Annotated in this window: 18 protein-coding genes; 3 read left to right on the plus strand and 15 right to left on the minus strand. The window is 57.9% G+C overall.

Features of this window, described 5'->3' with window-relative positions; genetic code table 11:
• Positions 1-8: 8 nt before the first annotated feature.
• From CHB79_RS09445 to hutI, 6 genes are all read right to left on the minus strand, one after another.
• Positions 9-1,547, minus strand: coding sequence for an HAL/PAL/TAL family ammonia-lyase (locus CHB79_RS09445; RefSeq protein WP_089359678.1), 1,539 nt, complete (start codon positions 1,545-1,547; stop codon positions 9-11).
• The gene (locus CHB79_RS09450) at positions 1,528-3,132 is read right to left on the minus strand and encodes a BCCT family transporter (RefSeq protein ID WP_089359679.1); all 1,605 of its coding nucleotides are present in this window, start codon (positions 3,130-3,132) and stop codon (positions 1,528-1,530) included. Before CHB79_RS09450 ends, CHB79_RS09445 begins: the two co-directional genes overlap by 20 nt.
• Before the next feature lie 68 nt (positions 3,133-3,200).
• Positions 3,201-4,868, minus strand: coding sequence for a urocanate hydratase (gene hutU / locus CHB79_RS09455; RefSeq protein ID WP_089359680.1), 1,668 nt, complete (start codon positions 4,866-4,868; stop codon positions 3,201-3,203).
• Positions 4,869-4,897: 29 nt separating this feature from the next.
• Entirely contained in the window at positions 4,898-6,223 is a 1,326-nt protein-coding gene (locus CHB79_RS09460) for a YjiH family protein (RefSeq protein WP_089359681.1), read from the minus strand.
• Positions 6,224-6,339: 116 nt separating this feature from the next.
• Positions 6,340-7,281: a formimidoylglutamase gene (gene hutG, locus CHB79_RS09465; protein WP_089359682.1), complete on the minus strand. Its 942-nt coding sequence runs from the start codon at positions 7,279-7,281 to the stop codon at positions 6,340-6,342.
• Complete coding sequence (gene hutI, locus CHB79_RS09470; protein ID WP_089359683.1) at positions 7,271-8,488, minus strand: imidazolonepropionase; 1,218 nt, start codon at positions 8,486-8,488, stop codon at positions 7,271-7,273. Before hutI ends, hutG begins: the two co-directional genes overlap by 11 nt.
• Before the next feature lie 250 nt (positions 8,489-8,738).
• Between hutI and CHB79_RS09475 the strand changes: the two genes are divergently transcribed.
• Positions 8,739-9,344: a HutD/Ves family protein gene (locus CHB79_RS09475; RefSeq protein WP_089359684.1), complete on the plus strand. Its 606-nt coding sequence runs from the start codon at positions 8,739-8,741 to the stop codon at positions 9,342-9,344.
• 74 nt (positions 9,345-9,418) lie between these two features.
• On the opposite strand, the gene CHB79_RS09480 is transcribed toward CHB79_RS09475, so the two are convergent.
• The 5 genes from CHB79_RS09480 to CHB79_RS09500 all read right to left on the minus strand — a co-directional run bounded on the left by CHB79_RS09480 (position 9,419) and on the right by CHB79_RS09500 (position 14,460).
• Positions 9,419-10,501: a DmpA family aminopeptidase gene (locus tag CHB79_RS09480; RefSeq protein WP_089359685.1), complete on the minus strand. Its 1,083-nt coding sequence runs from the start codon at positions 10,499-10,501 to the stop codon at positions 9,419-9,421.
• Positions 10,494-11,354: an ABC transporter permease gene (locus CHB79_RS09485; RefSeq protein ID WP_089359686.1), complete on the minus strand. Its 861-nt coding sequence runs from the start codon at positions 11,352-11,354 to the stop codon at positions 10,494-10,496. Before CHB79_RS09485 ends, CHB79_RS09480 begins: the two co-directional genes overlap by 8 nt.
• Positions 11,351-12,241, minus strand: a complete 891-nt coding sequence (locus CHB79_RS09490; RefSeq protein WP_010489628.1) for an ABC transporter permease — start codon at positions 12,239-12,241, stop codon at positions 11,351-11,353. The genes CHB79_RS09485 and CHB79_RS09490 overlap by 4 nt, the downstream gene beginning before the upstream one ends.
• Positions 12,238-13,356, minus strand: a complete 1,119-nt coding sequence (locus CHB79_RS09495; protein WP_089359687.1) for an ABC transporter ATP-binding protein — start codon at positions 13,354-13,356, stop codon at positions 12,238-12,240. Before CHB79_RS09495 ends, CHB79_RS09490 begins: the two co-directional genes overlap by 4 nt.
• A gap of 66 nt (positions 13,357-13,422) precedes the next feature.
• Positions 13,423-14,460: a polyamine ABC transporter substrate-binding protein gene (locus tag CHB79_RS09500; protein WP_010489624.1), complete on the minus strand. Its 1,038-nt coding sequence runs from the start codon at positions 14,458-14,460 to the stop codon at positions 13,423-13,425.
• 241 nt (positions 14,461-14,701) lie between these two features.
• On the opposite strand from CHB79_RS09500, the gene CHB79_RS09505 reads away from it, so the two are divergent.
• Positions 14,702-15,544 (plus strand): MurR/RpiR family transcriptional regulator, encoded by an 843-nt coding sequence (locus CHB79_RS09505; protein ID WP_089359688.1) that lies wholly within the window; start codon positions 14,702-14,704, stop codon positions 15,542-15,544.
• 80 nt (positions 15,545-15,624) lie between these two features.
• Here the strand turns inward: CHB79_RS09505 and CHB79_RS09510 are convergent, their stop codons facing one another.
• The 4 genes from CHB79_RS09510 to ettA form a co-directional block, all read right to left on the minus strand.
• A complete protein-coding gene (locus CHB79_RS09510; RefSeq protein ID WP_089359689.1) occupies positions 15,625-16,701 on the minus strand; it encodes a polyamine ABC transporter substrate-binding protein in 1,077 nt (358 codons plus the stop codon).
• A 35-nt stretch (positions 16,702-16,736) separates the two neighbouring features.
• Positions 16,737-17,078: a cupin domain-containing protein gene (locus tag CHB79_RS09515; RefSeq protein ID WP_010489619.1), complete on the minus strand. Its 342-nt coding sequence runs from the start codon at positions 17,076-17,078 to the stop codon at positions 16,737-16,739.
• Positions 17,079-17,126: 48 nt separating this feature from the next.
• On the minus strand, positions 17,127-18,533 hold the full coding sequence (locus CHB79_RS09520; RefSeq protein ID WP_176443163.1) for an NAD(P)/FAD-dependent oxidoreductase: 1,407 nt from the start codon (positions 18,531-18,533) through the stop codon (positions 17,127-17,129).
• 207 nt (positions 18,534-18,740) lie between these two features.
• Positions 18,741-20,408, minus strand: coding sequence for an energy-dependent translational throttle protein EttA (ettA, locus tag CHB79_RS09525; RefSeq protein WP_089359690.1), 1,668 nt, complete (start codon positions 20,406-20,408; stop codon positions 18,741-18,743).
• 501 nt (positions 20,409-20,909) lie between these two features.
• Here ettA and CHB79_RS09530 point away from each other — a divergent pair.
• Positions 20,910-25,079, plus strand: coding sequence for an EAL domain-containing protein (locus CHB79_RS09530; RefSeq protein WP_089359691.1), 4,170 nt, complete (start codon positions 20,910-20,912; stop codon positions 25,077-25,079).
• Positions 25,080-25,152: the final 73 nt, after the last annotated feature.

Genomic DNA, 25,152 nt, shown 5'->3' on the forward strand with positions numbered 1-25,152 from the left:
GTATCCACTCAGAGATCGAAATTCGGCAGCGCCTGACGCAGGGCGAACAGCGTGTTCACATCGCGCAGCACTTCATAGGTGTGACGAATATCCTGATACAAGGGATGCTCTTCTTCATAGCTGGCCACCAGTTCGCGCAACAAGCCCCAGGCACAACCTGTGCCCTGGCCGAATGGCCGGACCTCAATGAAGTCGAACGCCTGGGCTGCCAGCAGATACTCGATCGCCAGGACGTAAAACGCATTTTCTATGGCTTTGTCCAGCTTCAATGCGGCACTTTCACCCAGGCTCAGATGGTCTTCTTGCAGCCCGGAAGTCAGGAAGTTGTCGGTCACTGCTGGCAATGCCAGGCGCTTGTTATCCGCCACCAGGGAAGCTGCGCTGTATTGCGCGATCATCATCCCGGATTTCACCCCACCACCCTTGGTCAAAAACGGCGGCAGCTTATTGGCCTGCGGCGTGACCAGACGGTAAGCCCGGCGCTCGGAGATACTGCTCCACTCGCACACCGCGATGGTCAACAGGTCGCACGCCATGGCCACCGACTCGCCGTGGGGGTTGGCCTGGGAAATGATCCGATATTCAGCGCCTTCCTTGACCACCAATGGGTTGTCGGTGGCCGAGTTCAGCTCGTCACTGACCTGGCGCGCCGCGTGCTGCAGCTGATCCCGACAAGCTCCATGCACTTGCGGGATGGCACGCAAGCTCAAGGCGTCCTGCAGATGCGCGCCCTGGCTCTTGGCGACCACTTCACTGCCCGCTAGCAACTGATGCAGATTGGCCATGGTCTGCTGCATGCCCGCATGGGTTTTCCGCTGGATGGCTGCAAAACTGATCGCATCCAACTGGCAGCCCAAGGCCTCGAAACTCATCGCCGCGACCACATCGGCGCAGCTCGCCAGGTGATAAGCATCCGCCAGGGTCAAGCAGGCCAGACCGGTCATCGCCGGCGTGCCGTTGACCAGGCACAAGCCGTCCTTGGGACCTAGCTCAACAGGCTGCATGTCGATACTGGCCAAGGCCTGGCTGGCGGTCACAATCTGCCCGGCAAACTCGACATCGCCAATACCCAGTAGCGCCAGGCCAATATGCGCCATGTGCGACAGGTAACCGACCGAGCCCTGCCCGGGCACCACCGGCGTGATGCCTTGGTTAAGCAAGTTCAGCAGACCGTTGACCACATCGGCGCTCACCCCGGAATAACCGTGGCTGTAGTTAACCACCGCGCAGCACATGATGGCCCGCACCTGCTCGCTGCGCAGCGGTGAACTCACACCGCAGGCATGGCTCATCAGGGTGTGTCGCGAAAGCTTGCTCAGCTCGCTGGGGGCAAACACCACATCGCACAAGGCACCGAGGCCAGTGTTGATGCCGTAGTGCGGCTTGCTTGAATGTGCAATCGCCATCACCGCCTCACGGGCTTCATTAACCCGCATCCAGCGATAAGCCGACAGCTCCATGCGCGCGCCATGGCGCGCCACGTTGACGACATCAGACCAGGTAACCGGCGCTTCGCTCAGCAATACATCAGGCAATGGGTTGTTCATTTACCACCCCTAACTGCTCGCGACTGACACGCTCTTGGCTGTCCAGTGTTTCTTTTTTGAACACAAACACCCGAGCTGCCGACGCCGCGATAAGGATAAACAGGAACAATACGGTGAAGCCCCCAGCAGCGGCGAGGTACTTGATGCCATCGACCCCCTGCGCGCCACCACCGAATGCAACCATGATGAAGGCAATCGCACTGATCGAAAGCCCCCAGATAATCTTCTGTGACTTTGGCGACTCCTCGTCCGCACGAATGTTCTTGGTGCAGATCGAGGCAATGGTCGAGGTCATGGAATCCGCCGCCGTGGCGAAGGAGATAATCAAGGTGAAGATTGCCAGCGGCACCAATAGGGCCGACATGGGCAAGTGCTGCAAGAAGCCCCAAAGGCCCGCCACGGCGCCATGATCGGTAATTACCTTGATCAAATCGAGGCTGCCATCAAGCTGCCACTTGATGGCTGAGGCGCCCCAGATCGCAAACCAGACCATGCCGAACACCGAAGGCAGAATCCAGTTGATAATCAGGAACTGGCGCAGCGTGCGACCATAGGAAATACGCGCCAGGAACAAGCCCATCAGCGGCGCATAGGCAATCCAGATCGACCAGTCGTACATGGTCCACCAGGTCACCAGCGCCTCACCTCCAGATTCCTTGGTGTCAAACGACCAGAGGAAGAAGTTATCCAGCCAGTAGCCAATGGAGGTCACCGACAAATTGAAGATGTAGCTCAGTGGCCCGACGATCAGCAGGATGACAACGAAGGCATAGAAGATATAGGCATTGATTGACGACAGGAACTGGATGCCACGCTTGAGTCCGGACAGCGCCGAGGTGACAAATACAGCCGTGATCAACAGCGACAGGATCAGCCAGGTGACGGGGCTTGATTGAATGCCGTACTGCGCCTCGATACCGGAACTGATCAGAGCCAGCCCCGCACCCAGCGACGATGCCAAGCCCAGTGCGATAGCCAGCACCGAAACAATATCGATCAGTGATTTAACCACTGGCCGCTGGTTATGCGCGCCAATCACAGGCGACAGCGTGGCGGAGATCGAAAATTCCTTTTTCCGGTTGTAATGCATGTAGGCGATCATCAAGCCGACAATCGAATACATTGCATAGGGAATGAAACTCCAGTTATGGAAACAGCGCGCCAGGGCAAAAATCGCAGCCTCTGCACTGCCTGGAGCAAAGGACTGATTGGCAGTTTCGCCGTAGATATTGCCCAGATAAATGATTGGCTCATTGACCGAATAGGTCACCACGCCGGTTGCGATCCCGCCCGTCAAGGCCATCGCAAAGTTCGATGCCATTGAAAATGTCGGCTTTGCATTGGCACCGCCAAGACGGATATCCCCGGCCTTGGAGAAGAAGATATAGGCCACGAGGCCCAGCACCGAAATCGCTAACAACTGGTACAGCCAGGCGAAGTCGGAAAGTGAAAAGTAGAAGACGTCCTTGGCCACTCGGACCAACATTTCATTGTTCAACAAACCGATGGTTACGGCGACCAGGACCACCAGGAATGTTGGGATAAATACACTACGGTTCAGGCTTTTTTGACTCTTGGAGTTCATTGTTGTCTGCCTTATGGGATGTTGCATCCATTGCCCAGCCGCTGTCACAAGCGGCTGGGCCCTAACGCCTAGCGGTCGCCGAGCATAGGCAAATCCAGCCCTTGCTCACGCGCACAATCAGCGGCGATCTCGTAGCCGGCATCGGCATGACGCATCACCCCTGTGCCTGGATCGTTGCGCAAGACCCGGCCCAGTCGCGCACGGGCTTCTGGCGTGCCATCGGCCACGATCACCACGCCTGAGTGCTGCGAATACCCCATGCCGACACCACCGCCGTGGTGCAACGAGACCCAGGTCGCGCCACCGGCCGTGTTCAACAGGGCGTTGAGCAGCGGCCAGTCAGAGACAGCATCGGAGCCATCAAGCATGCTTTCGGTTTCACGGTTAGGGCTGGCAACCGAACCTGAATCGAGGTGGTCCCGACCAATTACCACAGGCGCCTTGAGTTCACCGCTTGCCACCATATCATTGAAGGCCTGGGCCAGGCGTGCTCGGTCCTTCAAGCCGACCCAGCAAATCCGGGCAGGCAAGCCCTGGAAGCTGATGCGTTCGCGGGCCATGTCCAGCCAGTTGTGCAGGTGCTTGTCGTCCGGGATCAGCTCTTTGACCTTGGCATCGGTCTTGTAGATGTCTTCCGGATCACCGGAGAGCGCGACCCAACGGAACGGGCCGATGCCCTGGCAGAACAACGGACGAATATAGGCCGGCACGAAACCCGGGAAGTCGAACGCGTTTTCGACGCCCTCTTCCAGCGCCATCTGGCGAATGTTGTTGCCGTAGTCGAAGGTTGGAATCCCCATTTTCTGGAATGCCAGCATGGCACTTACATGCTCGGCCATCGACTGCTTGGCGGCCTTGACCACCGCATCGGCATCGGTCTGGGCACGGTCGCGGTATTCTTCCCAGGTCCAGCCCTTTGGCAGGTAGCCGTTGAGTGGATCGTGGGCACTGGTCTGGTCGGTGACCATGTCCGGACGCACACCACGGCGCACCAGTTCCGGCAGAATTTCAGCCGCATTGCCACACAGCGCAATGGAGATGGCCTTGCCTTCAGCGGTGTATTTGTGGATGCGCGCCAGTGCATCATCGAGATCCGATGCCTGCTCATCGACATAGCGGGTCTTCAAGCGGAAATCGATGCGGCTCTGCTGGCATTCGATGTTCAGCGAGCAAGCCCCCGCCAGCGTTGCCGCCAACGGCTGGGCGCCACCCATGCCGCCCAAGCCGGCGGTGAGTACCCAGCGCCCGCTGAGGTTGCCGTCGTAGTGCTGGCGACCAGCTTCGACGAAGGTTTCGTATGTGCCCTGAACGATGCCTTGCGAGCCGATGTAGATCCAGCTGCCAGCAGTCATCTGGCCATACATGGCCAGGCCCTTGGCATCGAGTTCATTGAAGTGCTTCCAGGTCGCCCAATGTGGTACCAGGTTGGAGTTGGCGAGCAGTACACGCGGTGCATCGGCATGGGTTTCAAATACACCGACCGGCTTGCCCGACTGGATCAGCAACGTCTGGTTGTCCTCAAGGCGGGTCAGCACCTCGACGATCTTGTCGTAGCATTCCCAGTTACGGGCTGCACGGCCAATGCCACCATAGACCACCAGCTCATTGGGATTCTCGGCTACTTCAGGATCGAGGTTATTCATCAGCATACGCAATGGCGCTTCGGTCAGCCAGCTTTTGGCGGTCAGTTTGCTACCGCGTGCAGCGCGGATTTCAGTGTCACGGAAGAGGCTCATAACAGGCTCCTTTGAAGTAGCGTCAAGGCTTAAATAAGGTTGAGTGAGTGCACCAGGTAGGCCAGCGCTATGCTGAATACCAGGCTTAAAACAGTGCGCTGCAGCCAGACCAGCAACAGGTCGCGCAAACGCAGGGGAATCCGCGTGGCAAGCACGCAGGGAATGGATGCGGAAAGAAACAGCACGCTGCTGACCGAGACGATGGCAACGACAAACTTGACCATCACCTCGGCATCCTTAAGCAATATTGCGGGGAGAAACATCTCGGCCAGCCCCGACGCGATGGCTCCGGCCACCTGCATTGGATCACTCACGCCAAGCAGCCAGGTCAGCGGATAGAAAAGCACGCCCAGGGCATCGAAAACGGGGGTGTACTTGGCGGCCAGCAAACCGAGCAGGCCCACAGCCAGGATGCTCGGCAAGATGGCTGCCGTCATGCGCAGGCCATCGACAAAGGTTTCACGCAGCGACAGCCACAGGGCAGGCGCCTGGCTGGCTTGGGTCAGGCCTGCGTTCCAGGCGCTGGCAATACGGCTTTGACCGGCCTTGAGTTCTGGCTCAGGAGCACTTTCGTCGGGCAATTTCGACAGAGGGTAAATACGCGCGCTAACCGCCGTCACGCTGAAGGTGACCAGCATCGCGCTCCAGAAATACAGGTTCCAGCTGTCCATCAGGCCGAGCGTCTTGGCGATAATGACCATAAATGGCGCCGACACTGTGGAAAACCCCGTGGCGATGATCGCCGCTTCGCGCAGGCTGTAATGACCCTGTTGATACATGCGGTCGGTAATCAGCAAACCCACCGAATAGCTGCCCACAAACGAGGCCACCGCATCAATGGCTGACTTGCCCGGCGTACGCCAGATTGGACGCATGACCGGCTGCATCAAAACGCCGATCAGTTCGAGCAGGCCAAAACCGATGAGGAACACCAGCGCCAGCGCGCCCAGCGGAACGATCAGGGCGAGGCTCAACACCAGTTTTTCGAACAGAAATGGCAGCATGCCCGGCGCATACAAGGCTTGCGGGCCAAGCTCCAGCAGATAGGCAACACCGACCAACAGACCAAACACCTTGAGCACACTGAATACCGTAGTCGTCAGGTCTTTGCGCCAGCTACCACTGAGCCAGGGCTGTAGCGCGCCGTAGAGCATAAACAGCAATGCGATGACGATGACCAGTGGCCGGGCATGGGCTTGCAAGGCGCTGGCAGCATGGTCGAGAAGAATGGTCGAACGTCCACCGATGGTGAATGGAACAAAAAAGATCAGCAGGCCGATCAGGCTGTACCCCAGCAGGCGCGCCAAGGCTCGTGACCTGGAGACGCCAGTTGTCAACGACAGTTGCTCACTCATGACAACGCACCTGAAGCAGGCTGCAAAGCAGCTTCGTCCGGGTTAGCGAAAACATTCATCGGGTATTTCCTCACTGTTGTTTTTGTTGGAGAAAAAACGGTGTTGGGGCCTGCGCCTCAGCCCGTCAGTGACAGCAGGTGGATTAAGCGCGCCGCCACCCGAGCGGTGCGGCTGTCGATGTCATGACTTGGGTTCAGCTCGGCCAGGTCCGCCAGGCGCAACTTGCCGCTGTCGCGGATCAATTCCAGCAAGGGCTCGAGCAACGCCAACGACACGCCACGCGCTGCCGGAGCGCTCACACCAGGGGCTTCGCAAGCCGGCAGCACATCGATATCAATGGTCAGGTAGATGGCATCGCAGTCATCAATAAAGCCCTGCACATCTGCTGCAATCTCATCGAGGCTGTCGGCGCGGATTTGGCGGTCCTCGCGCACCAGCACATCCAGGGCCTCGGCCCGCTGGAACAAGGCGCGGGTATTGCTGGCCCGACTCACGCCCAGGCAGGCATAGCGAAATGGCCAATTGCGCTGCGCACATTGCTCGGCGATTTGCGCGAATGGCGTGCCCGATGAACGCACAAAGGCAGGATCACGCAGGTCGAAATGGGCATCGAAATTAATGATGCCAATACGTGGTGCCGCCACACCGGCCAGGTGCCCGGCAATACCTTGCCAGCTACCAAAAGCAACTTCATGACCACCGCCCATGACGATCGGCAAGTGTCCGGCGTCGAGCAACGCCGCGACATTGGCCCCGAGGCGCGCTTGCGCCGCTTCAAGATTGTCATCGGCGCAAACCACATCCCCGGCATCGAATGCCGGGCCATTGCGATGCCAGGCCAGATTCGCCAACGCCTTGCGAATAGCTTCAGGGCCAGCGGCAGCGCCGACGCGACCATGATTGCGGCGCACACCTTCATCACTGGCAAAACCGATCAAGGCAACACCAGGCTGCACATCGGGCGCCAGTGGTTGAATGCGCTGATGCCAGCGTGGGCTGTCTGTTTCAGGATCGGTACGTCCAACCCAGAGCTGCATAGAATGACGATCAACGGTCATGGGTCAGCACTCCTGCAAAAACACGCTGGCGCATACGCCCGGGCTGGACCGCATAAGCCAGTTCGGCAGGCTGCTGCACATCCCAGACACACAGGTTGGCGGGCGCTCCGACCGCGATACGGCCAAGGTCCTTGCGCCCAATCGCGGTGGCCGCATGGGCAGTCGCCCCGGCCAGGGCTTCACGCGGCGTCATGCGAAATAGCGTGCACGCCAGGTTGAGCATCAAGGTGGGGAAACAAATAGGCGAGGTACCCGGATTCGCATCGCTGGCCAGGGCCATTGGCACACCGTGATCGCGCAGTAACTGAATCGGCGGTAATTGGGTTTCACGCAAGGTGTGGAACGCCCCCGGCAGCAATGTGGCAACAGTGCCGGCTTGCGCCATGGCTTTAACACCGGCCTCATCGAGAAACTCGATATGATCTGCAGAGAGCGCCCCGTAGCGAGCGGCCAAGGCGCTGGCGCCCTGGTTGGAGAGTTGTTCGGCATGTACTTTTATCGCCAGGCCATGGGCTTGGGCAGCCATGAAGACGCGCTCGGTTTGCGCAGGGCTGAAGGCGATGTTTTCACAAAACACATCCACCGCATCGGCCAGGCCTTCACGGGCGGCAGCCGGGATCATCTGCTCACAGACCAGGCTTATATAGCCATCGCTGTCGTCAGCAAACTCGGGTGGCAAGGCATGGGCGCCGAGCAATGTTGTGGTGACATGAACCGGAAGTTGTTCGGCCAGGCGCCGAGCGACGTGCAGCATTTTCAGCTCATCGGCGGTAGTCAGACCGTACCCCGACTTGATTTCGACGCTGGTAACACCATCATCAATCAGCGCCTGCAATCGCGGCAGTGTCTGCTCCAGCAGCGCCTCTTCGCTGGCGTCACGCACGGCGCGCACCGAACTGATAATACCGCCGCCAGCACGGGCGATCTCGGCGTAGCTGGCGCCCTCTAGACGCAGCTCAAACTCTGCGGCGCGGTTACCGGCGAAAACTAGGTGGGTATGGCAATCGACCAGGCCAGGGGTCATCACCCCGCCCCGCCCAACTTCTTGAGCCCCCTGGGCGTCCTGCAGCGCAAAAACTGACTCAGGCCACAGCCCTGCAATCACCCCGCCCCTGATTAATACAGCCATGGGTTCAGGCAGCGTCTGCAAGCCATCAAAAACACTGACATCGCGCCAGAGCTTTGCATCTTGACTGGATAAAGGCATAGGGAGCTCCTTAATTCTTATGTATATACATTAAAAGTGATTCAAATAAGGGTCAAGCCCCCTTCCGTCAGTTTTTCGTACCGCTTCTCAGCCTGTTAATTGCAGGAAAGCTATTGCCCAGCCCCCATGATCAGCGCTAAATTGCTGATAAGAGCAGAGGGTTATGCTTCAAGCTACAAAATCCAAGACCCTTTCAGCTCACAATCCTATAAGCCCGCAATATGTATATACATTGAATTGAGCATTAATAATGAGCATCCGTAGAATCGGCCTGGCAACCGCCAAGCACATGCCGTGGAAAAACGGTGCAGGCAGCACTGCAGAACTGGCTATTTTCCCGGTGGATGCGCAACTCAATGATTTTGCCTGGCGTATCAGCAGCGCCAGGGTTGACGCAGACGGGGCCTTCTCCAGTTTTATCGGACTGGATCGCAGCCTGGCGATATTGAGTGGTGCGGGCCTGCGCTTGAGCTGCCAAGGCAGTGCACCAAAGTTGCTGACACTCGCCTCTGAGCCCTGGTCGTTTCGCGGCGAAACCCCGATCTACGCCGAACTGATTGATGGTGAAGTGACCGATTTCAACCTGATCAGCCGCCGCGCCGACTGGACTCACAAGTTGCAGATGCTGGAGATCATCGATGGCCACAGCCTGCCCGCAACAAAGCAGGCAACAGTGCTGATGATCTATTGCCATTCGGGTGGTCCGCTGCGCTGCCAAACCAGCAGCGCTCAGCATCTGTTGGCCCCTGGAGAAGGACTGCTACTCGACGAGGCAGACGCCGGACAAGCCCTCGACATCAGCTCACAAAGCCCCGGCAAACTGTATATCGCTTACCTGAAAAATCTCGCTGAATAAGGAAGTCGCGCCACAGGCTGACTCGCGCGACAACAGCCCCGCTGGACTCATACCTCGCGGGGCCGCCCCAGGCATCAGTCCAGCTGCATCATCGCCAGCAATCGTTCACCATCAATTGCCGGGCAGGTACCTTCAGGCTTTTGCATGGGCGCATCCTCTGCGGCCAACATGGCATTTAACACAGCCTCTTCAGTGGCTTGCACCGCCGCCATGTAGATGGCATCAAAACACTCATCATTGAGGTAGTCGAGGTTCTGTCTGGTCTGCGCCAGCTGTGGCAGTGGTCGCGGGTTGGCGACGCTGAAGGCGAGAAAGATATCCCCGGAGTTATTGCCACCTGGTGTGCCGCCCAGCGCAATACCAAGGCCAGCACGCTGTGCCAGGCGCTTGAGTTGATGAGGCAACAGCGGCGCATCGGTCGCGATAACCACAATAATGGAACCACGCTCACGATCCAGCCCTGCCGGCACAGCCTGAGGCCAACGCTCACCAACCGGCGAACCAAGCACCTTGAGCCAACTGCGCTGACCATGATTGGCCTGGACCAATACACCGAGCATATGATGCTTGCCATCGATCTCCAGACTACGCGAGGCGGTGCCAGTCCCCCCCTTGAAGCCGTAGCAGATCATGCCGTTGCCACCACCTACATTGCCTTCGGCGATGGGCCCACTTGCGGCTGAATCTATAGCGCAAAGCGCATCAGCCTCGGTCACATGCTGGCCATTGATATCGTTGATCACCCCGTCATAGGTTTCGGCAACCACCGGCATGGCCCACAAATGTTCGGCCTGCCAGGCATCTGCGAAGTGGTTGATGGTCCAGCGGGTGGCTGCATGATGCACGATACCGACGCTGTGCGAGTTGGTGATGCACATGGGGCCGACAAAATATCCGCCCTGCTCTATCCAATGCGTGCCGGTCATTTCGCCGTTGCCATTAAGCGCATGAAAGCCCGCCCATACAGGTTGTGGCTCTGGCTGGTAACCACGCGGCAAAATTGCCGTGACCCCGGTTTTCACCCGTTTGCCGTTGGCCGCAACTGCGTCGAGCGTTTGATAACCAACCAGCACACCAGGCACATCGGTAATGGCATTGTTCGGGCCGGTCTTGCCGGGCATAGGCAGACCGAGTTCGCGGGCGCGGAGCTTAGCCATGTGTGTCTTCCTTGGTTGTCGCGGGCTGACGGCTGCGCAGGTACAAACCGACGGCAGCAATAATGAATGAGGCAATCAGCAGCAGTGTGGCGATGGCGTTGATCTCGGGCTTGATGCCCCTGCGGATCATGCCGTAGATGTAGACCGGCAAGGTGGTCGAGTCGACACCGGAGATAAAGTAAGTAATCACCAGGTCGTCCATCGAGATGATGAAGGCCAGGAGCGCGCCACCAATCACACCCGGCAGAATCAGCGGCAAGGTGATACGCCGGAAAGTGTGCATGGGTGATGCGCCAAGATCGGCCGAGGCCTCTTCAAGTCGTGTATCCATGCCCGCCAGACGAGCACTGACGACCAGAAATACATAGCTGATAAGAAAGGTGCAGTGGCCGATGATGATCGATGCCTTGCCCAGCGGCATGCCGATACCGACGAAGAAAATCAGCAAGGCGATGCCCAATACAATGTCGGGCATCAGCATTGGCATAAACATCAACACCCGGTAGAAACCTTGCAGGCGGAAGCGGTAGCGCGCCAAGGCCAAGGCCATGAAGGTTCCGGCAACAGTCGAGATAGCCGTGGTGCTGAGGGCGATGGTCAAGCTGGTACGCAATGCCGCCAACAACTGATCACTGGATTCAACGTACATCTTGCTTGAGCCGAGACTGTTGGACAGGCCAAACAGCGAGCGATACCAGTCGAGCGATGCGCCATTCCAGATCATCATGTTGATCGGATTGGAGTTGAATGAATACACCACGATCAATGCAATAGGCAGGTACAGGAAGATAAAGAATGCCAGGCTGTAGCCGCCCAACAAACCGCGCCCCAGACGCGCAAGAAGTGAGTTCATGAAACACCTGCCTTGTTGCGGTTCTGAGCCAGCACATTGAGAATCAGGCAGATCAGGACCGCGACCATCAGCAACATCGCCAGCGCGGCACCGAAGGGCCAGTTGCGCGCTGCCAGGAACTGCTGCTCAACCAGGCTGCCAATCATCAGGACCTGAGCACCGCCCAGCAACGAAGGCACGATGAAATTGCCCAGGCTGGGAATGAATACGATGATCGACCCGGCGGCAACACCCGGCAGGGTCATGGGGAAAATAATCTTCCAGAAACTCTGCCAGCGGCTTGCACCCAGGTCAGCCGAGGCCTCGAGCAGGCGCCGGTCGAGCTTTTCGACACTGGCGTAAACCGGCATGAACATAAAGGGAATAAAAATGTAGGTCATGCCGATCAGCACCGCCGTTTCGGTGTAAATCAGGTTGATCGGGGTATTGATGCCGAGCGCCAGCAGCGTGGTGTTGATAAAACCACTCGGACGCAGGATCAGCACCCAGGCGTACAGACGTATGATCAGGCTGGTGAAAAACGGCAAGGTGATGAGAAACATGCAGAAATTGCGCATCTTCTCCGGTTGCCGAGCGACCCAGAAGGCTGCGGGATAGCACACCAGCAGCGTCAGGAAAACGGTGATCGCCGCCAGCTTGAATGAGCGCAGGATGATTTCTAAATAGACAGGGTCAAACTCTTCAAGCGTGCCATCAGCCCAGCCCAGTACGCGACCGAAGTTGTCCGGATAGAAGTTCCACTCGACACCACCATACAGGCCAGGCTCAAGCATGCTGTAAGTCGCCATGATCACCAGCGGGGCGATGAAGAACAGGCCGATGACAAATGTCGCTGGACTCAACAAACCTAACAGCTGCAGGCGCTTGCGTCCCTCTAGCGTGCTCATGGCTTGACCTCGGGAATCAGGTGAACAGCGTCAAGCGCGTACCATAATTGCAGGCTGCTGCCCGGCTGCAGGCGATGCAGATCATGACGACCGGTGTCACGGATGACCGCCTTTACCTGGCTGCCATGAACCGTGCGCAGGCTAACCTCGAAGTCCTTGCCAATAAACAGGGTCTGCTCGACCTTGCCTTCCAGCGCCGCCCCCTGGGCTTGCGGCCTGTCGAGTTGAAACTGCTCAGGTCGCAACATGGCCTGCAGCTTCTGCCCGACCTGCAGGTCGCGACGCGGGACCTGCAGCAAGTCGCCTCGTTCGCTGAGCAGGTCGGCGGTATCTGCATTACCTGCGCTGACACTGACCTCGAACAGATTGCTCTCACCGATAAACCCGGCGACAAATGCATTAGCCGGGCGGTCGTAGATCTCGGTTGGCGTGCCGATCTGCTGAATGTGGCCGCCATTGAGCACCACAATCCGATCGGACATGGTCAGCGCTTCTTCCTGGTCATGGGTGACAAAGACAAACGCAATGCCCAGTTCATGCTGCAGCTTCTTCAACTCACGCTGCATGCTTTGGCGCAATTGGCGGTCGAGTGCCGACAGTGGCTCATCCAGCAGCAACAAGGCCGGACGATCAACCAAGGCTCGGGCCAGCGCAACGCGTTGTTGCTGGCCCCCTGAAAGCTGTCCCGGCTTACGCCGCTCAAGGCCGCCAAGCCCAACCAGTTCGAGCGCCTCGGCAATGCGCGTACGGCGCTCAGCCTTACCGACACCCCGCACCTCAAGCGCGTAACCAACATTGTCGCCGACGCTCATGTGTGGAAACAGCGCATAGCTCTGGAATACCGTGTGCACTGGCCGTTGATGGGCCGGCACGCTGTTCATCTGGGTTTGCTGAATCAGCAGTTCGCCGTCGTCCAGTTGCTCGAAACCGCTGATAACACGCAACAGGGTAGTCTTGCCGCAGCCTGAAGGCCCAAGCAAGGTCACAAACTCGTTGGCACCGACACTCAGGTCGATGCCGTCGAGCGCAGGCACCAGGTGGCCTTCGGGTGCACGGTAGTGCTTTACGGCGCCGCGAATCTCGACGACCGGCGCAATACGGGTGTAGACGCTCATGAGTAACTCCGCCCCGGCCTCATTGACCGGGATTCACTGCAGGAGAATTGGCCGCGGGTTCGCGACTCAGTTGGCTGTGCGAACTTTTGTCCAGGTGCGGTCGTACAGCTTCAGCGCCTTGCCGATATCTTCGAAGATCTGCAGCTTGGCCATTACATCCGCCGGAGGATTGATCTGGGGATCGTCACGCAAATCGCTCGGCAGCAGCTTCAACGCAGCCTTGTTCGGCGTGCCATTGGTTTGTTGCGCGGTATTGAGCGCGGCGATTTCAGGATCAAGGAAGAACTCCATAAACCGTTTGGCATTGGCCTTGTTCGGGGCGCTCTTGAGTACGCACATATCTTCCTGGTACATGGTCGCGCCGCCTTTTGGAATCACGTAGGCAAGTTTCTCCGGCTCTTGCTTGACGTACATCTCGGCGCCCACGAAATACTGGGCAGCTACTGCATCGCCAGACTGAACCATAGGCACGCTGTCATAGGTGAATGCTGAGATTAACGGCTTGCGTTGCAGTAGCCAGTCGGCCGCCAGCTTGAGGTCATCGCGGTTGGTGCTGTTGACTGATTTTCCGTTCTCGATCAGCCCTACACCGAGTGTTTCGCGCATGTCATCAAGCATGATGACTTTCTTGCCTGCCTTGGCTTCAGCAAAGAAGTCATCCCAGGTTTCAATAGGCTTGGATACCTTGGTCTTGTTGTAAAAAATACCCACGGTCCCCCAGGCATACGGCATGCAATATTCGCCGTTGGGGTCAGACTTTGCGCGCAGGAACTGCGGGTCGATATTGGCGAAGGCCGGGCTCTGGTTGATATCGGTCTTCTCCAGCAAATCCAGCGCGGCCATGCTGTCGTGCATATGCACTGACGGGAAGACGATGTCATAGCCGCTCGCCCCCGCCTGTAACTTGGCAAGCATTTCCTCGTTACTGCCATAGGTATCAAGCGACACCTTGATACCGGTTTCAGCGGTGAAACGCTTTAGTACTTCGGGGTTGATATAGTCGCCCCAATTGTACAGGTGCAGCTCTTCGGCCGCGGCGGCGCCATTGGCGAAGAGAAAAGCGCCAAGGGCGGCACAGAGCGTGGTTTTACGCAGTGTTAGCATGTTCCTGTTCTCCGTTTGAGGTCGCGCCGATCGAGCACGACCGCTGTAATTGTTGTTGCGGCAGGAATCCGAGACAGCGACGCGGCAGGTTGGCTTTTTTATGCTGAACAAGGCCTGACCCCTGTTGCCTGCGACCGGCATCTCTTTGCGATACAGCTTGAGAGTAGAATATATTTATTCCAAAGATCAACACTTTGATATATTAATTCCAGATCTTTTTATCATTATCAGGGACACGCACATGCTCGACAGCAGGATGGAACGCCTCGAAGGCAAGCTGACACCGGCTGAACGCACGTTGCTGGCCTATATCCAGGCCAACCAGGAAACGCTCGCGTTCGAGACTGGGGCAACGCTTGCGGCCAAAAGCGGTGTCAGCCCGAATACTGTCAGCCGCTTTCTGCGCCGCCTGGGTTACAAAGGCTTGAAAAGCCTCAAGGAAGAGCTGCGTGATGATGTGCGAATGCAGTCGCTACTCAACACCACACTGATTGAACGTATGCAGCAACCCGAAGACCTGGTTGCTCACTTGCATCAGGAAGTGGCCGCGCTCAACGAGTTCGCCGACCAGCTTGGTAGTCAGTATTGGCGCGACATAGTCGCCAAGGTGAGTCAGGCCGAGCGCGTATTTGTCTGCGGTTTCCAAACGATTCGCGGTTTGGCTGAAGACTTTGCCAACCGATTGGCCCTGGTACGCTCCGGTGTCGAATTTCTAGATCTGTACAGCGGCGTGCTCGGCCAATGGATCGACAGTCATGACCAGCGCTGCTGCGTGATCCTGATCGACATTGCACCCTATGCAGACGCTGGGATCTCCTTCGCACAGAACTGCCTGAGGCAAGGCACGGACCTGGTGGTTTTCACCGATGAATATGGGATTGCCAAACACATCGACACGCCCAGCATCATCACCATGAAGACCAAGACCGGCTTGATCCTGGAGTCGACCGGTGGCCTGACCAGTGCGCTCAACGTGCTATTGCACTGCGTGGCCGCGCAGCATAAAGACCAACTCAAGGAACGCCTTAACGCTTATCGAGACCGGGTCGAAAGCCTGCGTCTATATCGCGCGACCAGCAAGTGAAAGTCCCCCAGGCCGGGCACTGATCATAGCCACACAAAAAATCCCGCACACAGCGGGATTTTTTGTGTGGCTGAACCTGGTTAGATCCCGCTTTTTACCTTGCTCCAGATCCGCGTGCGGATGCGGTCAATCTTGAGCGGCATGGCTTCGAGCGTGTAGAGCTTGTCCATGGTTTGTTGCGGTGGATAAATCTTGTGGTCGGCCTTCAGTGTCGGCTCAACCAGGCTGTCGGCAGCGCTGTTGCCGTTGGCGTAATGCACGAAGTTAGTGATATTGGCCATCACTTCGGGTTGCAGCAGATAATTCATAAATGCATAGCCGGCGGCTTCGTTCTTGCTGTCGGCGGGCATGGCAACCATGTCGAACCAGAGCGGCGCGCCCTCTTTGGGTACGACATAGTCAATATGCACGCCGTTGTTGGCGTCTGCGGCACGGGTCGCAGACTGCAGGATGTCGCCCGAAAAACCTACGGCTACGCAGATGTCGCCATTGGCCAGGTCGCTGACATATTTCGATGAGTGAAAATACAAAACGTTTTCACGCATTTGCAGGAGCAGGGCTTCGGCTTTCTTATAGTCGGCCGGGTCCTTGCTGTGATGGGGCAGCCCCAGGTAATGCAAGGCGATAGGCAAGAGTTCGGGACCATTGTCCAGTATCGCAACCCCGCATTTGCTGAGTTTCTTCATGTTCTCTGGCTTGAAAATGATGTCCCAGGAATCAAGTGGAACATCATCGCCAAGCACCGCCCTGACCTTGTCGACGTTGTAGCCAATGCCGGTGGTGCCCCATAGATAGGGAAATCCATACTGGTTACCCGGATCATTGGTCTGCAAGGCCTTGAGCAAGGCAGGATTGAGGTTTTTCCAGTTGGGTAGCTGGCTCTTGTCCAGGATCTTCAGGGCTCCACCCTTGATTTGTCGCGCCATGAAATGGTCCGAAGGAAATACCACGTCATACCCCGAATGCCCGGCCATCAACTTGGCGTCTAGCGTCTCGTTGCTGTCGTAGACGTCGTAGTGATTACCAATTCCCGTGGCATCCTTGAAATTTTCCAGGGTGTCTGGAGCGATATATTCAGACCAGTTATAGATGCGAACCGTCTCCGCCGCATGGCATGTGGATGCCAGCAACAGCATTGGAATGAGTTTCTTGAACATGACGCTAACCTCTGTTTTTTGTTGTTTTGTATTGCTTAAAAAATCAGCACATAGCTTTTGCGCAGGGTTTCCTGGATATCCCAAACCCCCATTGAATTGGCCGGAAGTAGAATTGCATCACCGGCTTCAATCACCACGGGCTCGCCTCCATCCGGGGTGAAGGTGGCGCGACCGGCAATAAAGTGACAAAACTCCTGTTGCACAATCTGCCGCCGCCAGCGCCCTGGCGTGCACTCCCAAACGCCGGTTTCAACGCCGTCGGAACGCTCGACACTGTGGGTCGAAGCAATCGCAACGGGCTCACCGAGCGGTACGGCAACCGGATTGGATTCATCCAGCAAGAGAGTTGCGGTCTGTTTGAATTGAGTGATGCTCATGGTTGTGCCCCGTTGGGTATTGAGGTTGTTCTATTGCTGCCCATGCGCTCAGCGCATCAGGCCTTCCATAAATCCGGCCAGGCGCTGGGCAAGTTGACGCCGCCAAGGCGCCGTTGCCGGGTTGGCCAGCACGCGATCTTCGTGGACAAAGCTTTTGATAATGGCGTTGTAGCCAAGCCAGCGGCAGGGTTCCGGCTCCCAGCCAGACAAGGCGCTTAGCGGTGTATCACCCAGCACCCATGGTTGCTGGGTGAGCAGGTTGTCCTGGCCCAGAATCAATGAAGCCAGGGTTCGGCCGCCCAGGTTGCTGGCACCGACGCCTTCGCCGCCATAACCGCCAGACAAGGCGATACCGGCCTTGCGGTCAATCAGCATGTGCGGGCGGAACCGCCGGGCAACGCCCAGGTTGCCGCCCCACGAATGCGTCAGGCGCACGTTGCGCAACAGCGGGAACAACTCGCCAAACAGGTAGCGGCGCAACTCAAGCTCATGCTCTTTGAGGGTGAAGTCGCTGCGCAAACGACCGCCGAACTGATAACCGCCACGGGCACCAAAAACCAGGCGATCATCTGCACTGCGCTGGCCGTAGGTAACCTGGCGACTGCTCTCGCTAAACGCCTGGCCATGTTCCAGACCGATTTGAGCCCAGGTCTCGGCTGGCAAAGGCTCGGTGGCGACGATCAGGCTTTGCACCGGTAATTGATAGCGCCCGAGCGGTGGCAGAGATGCGGCATAGCCTTCAACCGCCGGCACCAGCCAATCGGCTTTTACCGAGCCTTGAGCGGTGCGCAGAAGCCCCGAATCCCAGTGAGTGACGCGGCTGTGCTCATAGATTTTCACGCCCATGCGCTCGACGCACTCAGCCAGGCCGCGAGCCAGGCGTGCTGGCTGGATGGTCGCGCAATGCGGGCTGTATAACGCGCCATATGGATTGGCGATTCGCAACTGCCCCGCCAACTCGGAAGGCGTCAACCAGCGATAATCCTCCTCGCCCAGCCCTTGCGCGCGAGCGGCCTGCAACTGCGCCCGCAGCGTGGCTTCCTGCTCCGGATAGCGGGCGGCGCAATAAAGCACGCCACCCTTGCGGTAATCACAACCGATGGACTCACGATCCAACACGGCGGCAACTTCGTCGGGGATGCCATGCAACAGTTGGTGTGAAGCCTGTCGCGCCTGAGCACCCAGACCGGCAAGCAGCCGGTCACTGCCGAGCAGGTCACCGATCAACCAGCCGCCATTACGGCCTGATGCGCCGTAGCCTGAAGTTTGCGCCTCGACTATCACAATCTTCAATTGCGGCGCTTGGCGCTTGAGGTAATAAGCGGTCCACAGCCCGGTGTAGCCAGCACCAATGATGGCTACATCCGCCTGCAAGTCCTCGCCCAATGCAGGGCGGGCATGCAGCGGCTGGTCGAGCTGATCCATCCACAGACTGATGTTGCGCCAGTTGTTCACGCTAATGCTCCGCTCAATTTCAGGTTGAGCGCAGACTATTAACTTGGCCCATGGCCTGTCTTGCGTGCGGGTACGCAAGGAAAAATTTGTGCACACCTCGCTTAGGTCGGCCAGCACAAAGCCCTCGGGCCAGGCTCACCATACAAATTCAGGCCAAAAAAAAACCGGCCTCAAGGAGGCCGGCTTCTGACTCAAGCCAGGAAGGCGCTACTGCGCGAGCTTCTTGTGGCGCACACGATGCGGCTGGGCGGCTGCATCGCCGAGGCGTTTCTTGCGATCGGCTTCGTACTCGGTGTAGTTACCCTCGAAGAACTCGATGTGCGAGTCGTCTTCGTACGCTAGGATATGCGTGGCGACGCGGTCAAGGAACCAGCGATCGTGCGAGATCACAATGGCAGCGCCAGGGAAATCGAGCAATGCTTCTTCCAGCGAACGCAGGGTTTCCACGTCGAGGTCGTTGGACGGTTCGTCGAGCAGCAAGACGTTGGCGCCCTCTTTCAAGGTCAGCGCCAGATGCAAGCGACCACGCTCACCACCGGAGAGATCCTTGACGAACTTCTGCTGATCGCCACCCTTGAAGTTGAAGCGGCCGACATAGGTACGCGACGGCACTTCATAATTACCAATCTTGATCATGTCGGAGCCATCGGACACCGCTTCCCACACGGTCTTGCTGCCGTCGAGGTCTTCGCGGCTCTGGTCTACACAGGCCATCTGCACGGTTTCACCGATCTCGATGCTGCCCGAGTCTGGCTGTTCTTTACCCATGAGCATGCGGAACAGGGTCGACTTACCTGCACCGTTACCACCGATCACACCGACGATGGCACCCTTTGGCATGCTGAACGACAGGTTGTCGATCAGGGCGCGGTCGCCGTAACCCTTGCTGACGTTGACGAAGTCGATGACCTTGTCACCCAGGCGCGGACCTGCCGGGATATAGATTTCATTGGTTTCGCTACGCTTCTGGAATTCCTGCGACTGCATTTCCTCGAAACGTTGCAGACGTGCCTTGGACTTGGACTGACGTGCCTTGGCGCCCTTGCGCACCCACTCCAGTTCGTCCTTCATGGCTTTCTCATGGGCCGACTGCTGCTTGGATTCCTGGGCCAGACGCTCAGACTTGGCTTCAAGCCAGCCCGAGTAGTTGCCTTCGTACGGGATACCCGCGCCGCGGTCGAGTTCGAGAATCCAGCCAGCCACGTTGTCGAGGAAGTAGCGATCGTGGGTGATCGCAACCACAGTGCCCGGGAAATCATGCAGGAAGTGCTCGAGCCAGGCGACCGAATCGGCATCCAGGTGGTTGGTAGGCTCGTCGAGCAGCAACATATCCGGGGCCGACAGCAGCAGGCGGCACAGCGCAACACGGCGCTTCTCACCGCCGGACAGGTGTTCGACCTTGGCGTCCCAGGCTGGCAGGCGCAATGCATCGGCCGCGACTTCCAGCTGGCGCTCCAGGTTATGGCCGTCCGAGGTTTGCAGGATGGCTTCGAGCTTGGCCTGCTCAGCGGCCAGCTTGTCGAAATCGGCATCAGGCTCGGCGTAGGCGGCATATACCTGATCAAGGCGCTCCTGTGCATCCTTGATTGCGCTGACGGCCTCTTCAACCACTTCGCGCACGGTCTTGCTTGGGTCGAGAACCGGTTCCTGCGGCAGGTAACCCACGTTCAACTCGGGCATTGGACGCGCTTCGCCGTCAAACTCGGTATCGACACCCGCCATGATTTTCAGCAGCGTGGATTTACCCGAGCCGTTAAGGCCAAGCACGCCAATTTTGGCGCCCGGGAAAAATGACAGGGAGATATTCTTGAGGATTTCCCGCTTCGGTGGCACAACTTTGCTCAGCCGATGCATGGTATAGACGTATTGGGCCATGGATAACCTTGATACTTAGACAGGAAACTGGGACACGGGCATGCCGCCTTACGGACAGAGCGGGGCGATACACTCGCTACGGCTACTGGCTCCGTGAATATTGAGAACGCATAACGATTCCGACGACCGGTTTTAAATACCTAGCAAATAGTTATGGAGGCCAATTTACCTAAGCAAATAAAGGCTTCAAGCTATTCTGACTGGCTTAAACCCTTACACAGAGAATCTGTTTACAGGTTCTTACGAGCATGGATTGCTCGCGCGTGAGTTGCAAAGCTACCGGAATGCAGGCTGTAGGGCAAATTACACTCGTCGGACGGGCTGGCACTTTGCCACAATTGTGGCATTCTTGCGGGCCGTGCGCGATCGACTGTTCGCAGTGTGCAAACTTCCCTGTTGAGCCAAACCTTCAGCGCCATTTGTAGTTGCCAGGTCATATAAGTGCCATCTACCGCTTCAACCAAGACTCCGCTCCCGCCGCCAGAGCCTCAAGCTACGCCAATGCGTAGCTCGCTTAAGCGTAGCCTGGTGGTTCTGGTGCTGGTAATGCTGGCACTGCTGCTTTGGCAACTGATGCTTGAATCGCGCAACCTGTTGCAGACTCAACGCCAGCTGGGGCTGGTGTACAGCAGCCAACTGGCCAACAGCCTGAGCATGAACATGTCGATCAAGGCCCAGTCCGCGCAGACCTTGTTGCGCACCAAAGGGCTGAATCCGGAAAGCGCGGATGAAGCACACAAGCTACTCGAAACCCTTACCGCCATTTACCCGGCCATCGACAGCATCGCCAGCCTCTCCCCCAGCGGCGGGATTATCGTCGACAGCGCTGCCGGCAAGGCTGACGCAGACTTCATTGCCAGCCTTGTCAGTCGCCATCATGACGCGGCCTACCACTATGCATTCACTGCCGAGCCTGACGGCCGTTATTACCTGCTGCTGAACAAGGAAGACGGTTATTGGCTGTTACGCTTTGGCAGTGGCGCCATCGCCAGCTGGCTACGCAACCAGCAACTGGATGCTTACCAGTGGCTCTTGGAAGACCGCCTGACCCAACGCGCCATTGTCGGCCCGCACAGCAATGCCAGGACCGGTAACCGAGTATTTCCACCGGTAACCGCCAGCGACCTGGCGCAGACTATCCATATCTCGCCGATTGAACACAGCGACTGGCAACTGCGCGCCTTATTCGACGAAGACCTGGTCTGGGCCCAGCAACTCCCCACGCTAGCCGGTAAATTCCTGCTGTTCATCCTGTGTTCGGGCCTGACCCTGCTCGCGCTATACAGGCTGCTGCTCGATCAAAGCCGCCTGCACCAGGCCAATGCCGACTCGAAACGCTCGCTACACCAGGCAGCAAGCGCGCTTGGCGCCATCGAGGAACGGGTTCTGGTTACAGACAGCCAAGGCTATATCGAATACTTGAACCCCCAGGCGCAAAGCCTGTTTGGCTTGACCGACAAAGCACGCGGGCAACATATCTTTGAAATGTTGCCGCAGCTTGACCCGCTATTGCTGCAAGGCAACGCGTTCGGCAGTGACATCAGTTCCGAACCGCTGGAAATTGAGCTCAAGGGCCAGAAGCGTTTATTCGATATCAACCGCAGCAACCTGAGCGATGGCGAGAATCGCAATGGCTACGCCTGGGTCCTGCGTGACGTCACAGACGAGCAACACGCCACGCGCGTGCTGCTCAATGCGCGCCGCCGCTATCAGGACATTTTCGACGGCACCAGCACCGCGCTGTGCGTGCTCGACCTTGCAACGCTCATGCAATACCTGGGTGATCAGCAGGTCACCTCAGCCGACGGGCTGGAGCAGTGGCTGCAAGACAACCCTGAACAGCGCCAGCAACTGCCGCGCCTGATGCGCGTGAGCGAAACCAACCATGTCGCCCTGCGCCTGCTCAAGGTCAACACGCCAGGCGAAATCTGGGAGCTGTTGTTCAACCGTGGCGAGCTGGATCTGGCCGACTATCGCGGCGAATTGCTTAACGCCCTGCTGACAGGGAAAAGCCAGTTTGATCAAGAAATCAGCCTGCTCACGCCCGATGATCAAGAGCGCCACCTGTGGTTGCTGATCAACCTGCCCGAGGACGAAGAAGACCTCAACTCGGTAACACTGAGCATCACCGACATTACCAGTCGCAAGCACACCGAACTGTCGCTGATCGAACGCGAGCGCTTCTGGTCAGGCGTGGTCCAGGCCGTGCCCGACACACTCTACGTGCATGACTTGAGCAATAAGTCAGTGCTCTTCAGCAATCACCATCTGGGCCTGCAGCTTGGCTACGACCTGCAGGAGCTGGACGCCTTTGGCGAACGTTTCTGGGAACATCTGCTGCACCCCGACGACAGCGACTACTATCACCGCATCCGCAACCTGCAACACGTGGTCGGCAACGGTATCCTGCTTGAGTCACAGCTGCGCTGGCGCCATCGCAATGGCGACTGGCATTGGTTCAGCATTCGTGAGCAAGCGCTGTCGCGTAACGCAACAGGCCAGGTTGATCGACTGATAGGCGTAGCCAAGGATATTTCGGAGCAGATCGAGCACAGTGAATCCCTGCGCGATAGCGAGCAGCGCTATCGACTGCTGGCTGAAAGCACCTCGGATGTGATTTTCTCGACCGACAGCCTGTTGCAGGTTGACTACATCAGCCCCTCGATCAAGACCCTGCTCGGTCACGAGCCCGAGCAGGTAAAAGCCCAAGGCATGTTCAGCCTGGCCGCCACGCCCGCGCAGCTCAAGGAGCTGAAGGAAATCGTCGATGAGTTGCGCACGGCGCTGGGCGATCCGATGCGCATGGCTGAACTGGCCAGCAAGCTGCAACCACGGCTGTTTATGTTTGACTGCCTGCGCAGTGACGAACGCAAGGTCCCGATGGAAGTGCGTTTAGTCCCCATGTGGGACGAAAACAATCGATTCAAGGGCCTGCACGGCGTGGCCCGCGACGTGACTCAGCACCGTCGCGTTGAGAATGAACTACGCATGGCGGCCACGGTTTTCGAGCACTCGACCGCCGCCATTCTGGTTACCGATCCCGCTGGCTATATAGTGCAGGTCAACGAAGCATTCAGCCGCGTGACGGGCTACCACTCAACCCAGGTGATTGACCAGTTGCCGAGCCGGTTGACGGCCGACCGACAGCAGGCAAACCAGCTGAACTTCATCCTGTCCCAGCTCAACCAACGCGGTAGCTGGGAAGGTGAAGTGTGGCTCAAGCGACGCGACGGCGAAAACTTCCCGGCCTGGGTCGGCATCACCGCAGTCCAGGACGACGAAGGCGATCTCGTCAGCTACGTGTGCTTCTTCAGTGATATCAGCGAGCGTAAAGCCAGCGAGCAACGCATCCATCGCCTGGCCTACTACGACGCCCTGACCCTGCTGCCAAACCGCACCCTGTTCCAGGACCGGCTGCACACCTCATTGCATCAAGCCGAGCGCGATGCCGAGTGGGTGGTGCTGATGTTTCTCGACCTTGACCGCTTCAAACCCATCAATGACTCGTTGGGGCACGCGGCCGGCGACCGTATGCTCAAGGACGTCGCCACGCGCCTGGCAGCCTGCGTCAATGACAAGGACACGGTTGCGCGCATGGGCGGCGATGAGTTCACCTTGCTGTTGAGTTCCAGCCCCAGCCGCGACAACGCACTCAATCGTGCAATCCACGTGGCCGAGCAGATTCTAGCCAGCCTGGCCCGAGCGTTCGTCCTTGAGGGCCGCGAGTTCTTCGTGACCGCCAGTATCGGGATTGCCCTGAGCCCGCAAGATGGCACGGAACTCAGCCAGTTGATGAAGAACGCCGACACCGCGATGTATCACGCCAAGGAACGCGGCAAGAACAACTTCCAGTTCTATCAAAGCGATATGAACGCCCGCGCGCTGGAGCGTATCGAGCTCGAAAGCGACCTGCGCCACGCACTCGAACAGGGCGAGCTGATGCTGTTCTATCAGCCGCAGTTTTCCGCGAACGGCCAGCGCCTGACCGGGGTTGAAGCACTGTTACGCTGGCACCACCCGAAACGTGGCCAGGTTGCACCGTCCGAATTCATCCCGGTGCTGGAAGAGCTTGGCCTGGTCGCGGATATTGGCGACTGGGTGATTGCCGAGGCCTGTCGTCAACTGAAGTCCTGGCAGGAACAGCATGTGCGCGTACCTAAGATATCGGTCAATCTATCGGCCCGCCAATTCGCCGACGGCGACCTGGACAAACGCATCACCCGAATTCTGGGCGAAACCGGCGTCGATGCAGCAAGCCTGGAACTGGAGCTGACCGAAAGTATCCTGATGAATGATGTGGCCAATGCCCTGCAAACCCTGACAAGCCTCAAGCGCCTGGGCTTGAGCATTGCGATTGATGACTTTGGAACCGGCTACTCATCGCTCAATTACCTCAAGCAGTTCCCGATCGACGTACTCAAGATTGACCGCAGCTTCGTCGATGGCCTGCCGCAAGGTGAGCAGGATGCTCAGATAGCCAGGGCGATTATTGCCATGGCCCACAGCCTGAATCTGGCTGTGATTGCCGAAGGTGTGGAAACCCAGGCTCAACTTGATTTCCTGCGCCGCCACAACTGCGATGAAATCCAGGGTTTCCTGCTCGGCCAGCCGATGCGCGCGCACCAGATAAGCGCCCAGTTCAGCGGCACGGCATTATTCATTCTTAATTGATGAGCCCCAAGCCCACGGCAAGGTCATCAAGCTGCCGGCATGAGCCCCACTTGTCAGGCACATGACCGCCATT

Source organism: Pseudomonas segetis, from assembly GCF_900188155.1.
Classification (GTDB): domain Bacteria; phylum Pseudomonadota; class Gammaproteobacteria; order Pseudomonadales; family Pseudomonadaceae; genus Aquipseudomonas; species Aquipseudomonas segetis.